This window comes from uncultured Campylobacter sp. (assembly GCF_938031315.1).
Lineage (GTDB): Bacteria > Campylobacterota > Campylobacteria > Campylobacterales > Campylobacteraceae > Campylobacter_B.
The window spans coordinates 1-1,656 of record NZ_CALHHT010000398.1 but is presented as its reverse complement, the minus strand read 5'-3'; the positions used below and the strand labels follow the sequence as shown (position 1 = coordinate 1,656).

Below are 1,656 nucleotides of genomic sequence, written 5' to 3'. Positions count from 1 at the left end.
ACTCCGTATTTATACGCGCTGCGGCGCCGCATCCGCGACGCAAAAATGTAGCAATGCAAATGCAAAATACAACAACGCAGGAAGCGGCCTGGCGGTACGCACGAAACGAGCCGTGAAAGGCGCCCTTTAGATTTGCGCTCCCGCAAGCCTTCAAAAATCGGCTTTTTTAAAATTTCTCCTGCGCGCAGACCGCAAAAATCAGCTTTTAAAATTTTTTCGCCCGCTCAAATTTTAAAATCGGCTCTTTAAAATTCTCCTCTGTGCGAACTCTCGGAATTTCTCCTTTTTTTAAAATTTTAACGCACATTTAACTAAAAAATTCAATAATTTCAAATGTATATTTTACTTTTAAAGGAGAACACATGAGAAAAACCGCCCTTGTTTTAGTGCTTCCGCTCTTTTTTACGCCCGTTTTAGGCTTCGATGTAGCCAAACTCAACGCCAAAAAAGCCGTGCCGTACGAGCAAAAGACGCAGGAGTTTAGGCTGCCCGTAGGCATCGACGAAAACGGCGTCATAGACGAGGCAAAGCTCGGCGACTCGCCTTATGCAAAGACCGTCATCTACGGCGCAAAGCTCATCAACGAGACGACGAGATATCTCGGACCGCAGGCAAAGGACGAAAAAATGCGCTTTGCGGGCAACAACCTCTCCTGTTCGAGCTGCCATACGAGCGGCGGCGTCGTGCCCGATCAAAGCCCGTTTGTAGGTATCTACGCGAGATTTCCGCAGTATGTCGCGAGATCGGATCAGCTAGTCACGCTGCAAGACCGCATAAACGGCTGTTTTCAGCGCTCGATGGCGGGCAAGGCGATCCCTGCGAACTCCAAAGAGATGCGCGCGATGATCGCCTACATGCACTGGCTCTCCGCAGGATATGAGGTCGGCGCAAAGCTAAAAGGCCAGGGGCTACCGAAGGCGCAGTTTTTAGACCGCGCGGCGGATCCTAAAAAAGGAGGCGAAATTTACGCCGCAAAATGCGCCGCCTGCCACGGCGAAAACGGCGAAGGGATAAAAAACGAGGGGTTTGCTCAAAGCGGCGATTACTACACATTTCCCGCGCTTTGGGGCGATGACAGCTACAATACGGGCGCTGGTATGTATAGGCTCATCGAAGGAGCGAGGTATTCAAAGCTACCATGCCCAAAGGGGATGCCTCGCTAAGCTGGGAGGAAGCTTTCGACGTGACGGCGTATATAAACTCAAAACCGCGCAAAATCAAACCCGATAGGAAGAAAGATTTCCCAGACCTAGACGTCAAGCAGATGGATATGGACGTGGGGCCCTACAACGACGGATTTGACGAGAACGATCACCGCTTCGGCCCGTACAAGCGCATGATCAAAAAATAAAATCAAACGCCGTCCTTGCGGCGGCGGAATTTTGACGTAAATTTAATGCGGCTCGGAATTTAACGCAAATTTAGTGCGACGCGACACAGAATTTAATACAAATAGCGCGATGTAGAACGGATCTTAAAGCATTCTGTTCGGCGCAGTGCGGAACGGCACGGGATTTAATGCGGTTGCAGCAGCCAAGCGCGATTAAATTTCGTGCCGCTTTAATTAAATTTCAAGCTGTCGTATTTAGGAGCGCTTAAATTTTATGCCGTTTTATTCAAATGCAGCTAATTTTGCGCTGTATACTACGACGCCTG

The 1,656-nt window shown here is 49.3% G+C and carries 2 protein-coding genes; both read left to right on the top strand.

Translation table 11 applies throughout. From position 1 onward, the window contains the following. Positions 1–362: 362 nt before the first annotated feature. The gene (locus Q0236_RS10005; protein WP_297917351.1) at positions 363–1,163 is read left to right on the top strand and encodes a c-type cytochrome; all 801 of its coding nucleotides are present in this window, start codon (positions 363–365) and stop codon (positions 1,161–1,163) included. Continuing rightward, positions 1,139–1,351, top strand: a complete 213-nt coding sequence (locus tag Q0236_RS10000) for a cytochrome C (protein WP_297917349.1) — start codon at positions 1,139–1,141, stop codon at positions 1,349–1,351. Before Q0236_RS10005 ends, Q0236_RS10000 begins: the two co-directional genes overlap by 25 nt. The last annotated feature ends 305 nt before the right edge of the window (positions 1,352–1,656 follow it).

Bases quoted from the DNA above. Each gene is read 5' to 3' on its own strand.
- Q0236_RS10000 (WP_297917349.1), top strand. From the start codon at position 1,139: ATGCCCAAAGGGGATGCCTCGCTAAGCTGGGAGGAAGCTTTCGACGTG.
- Q0236_RS10005 (WP_297917351.1), top strand. From the start codon at position 363: ATGAGAAAAACCGCCCTTGTTTTAGTGCTTCCGCTCTTTTTTACGCCC.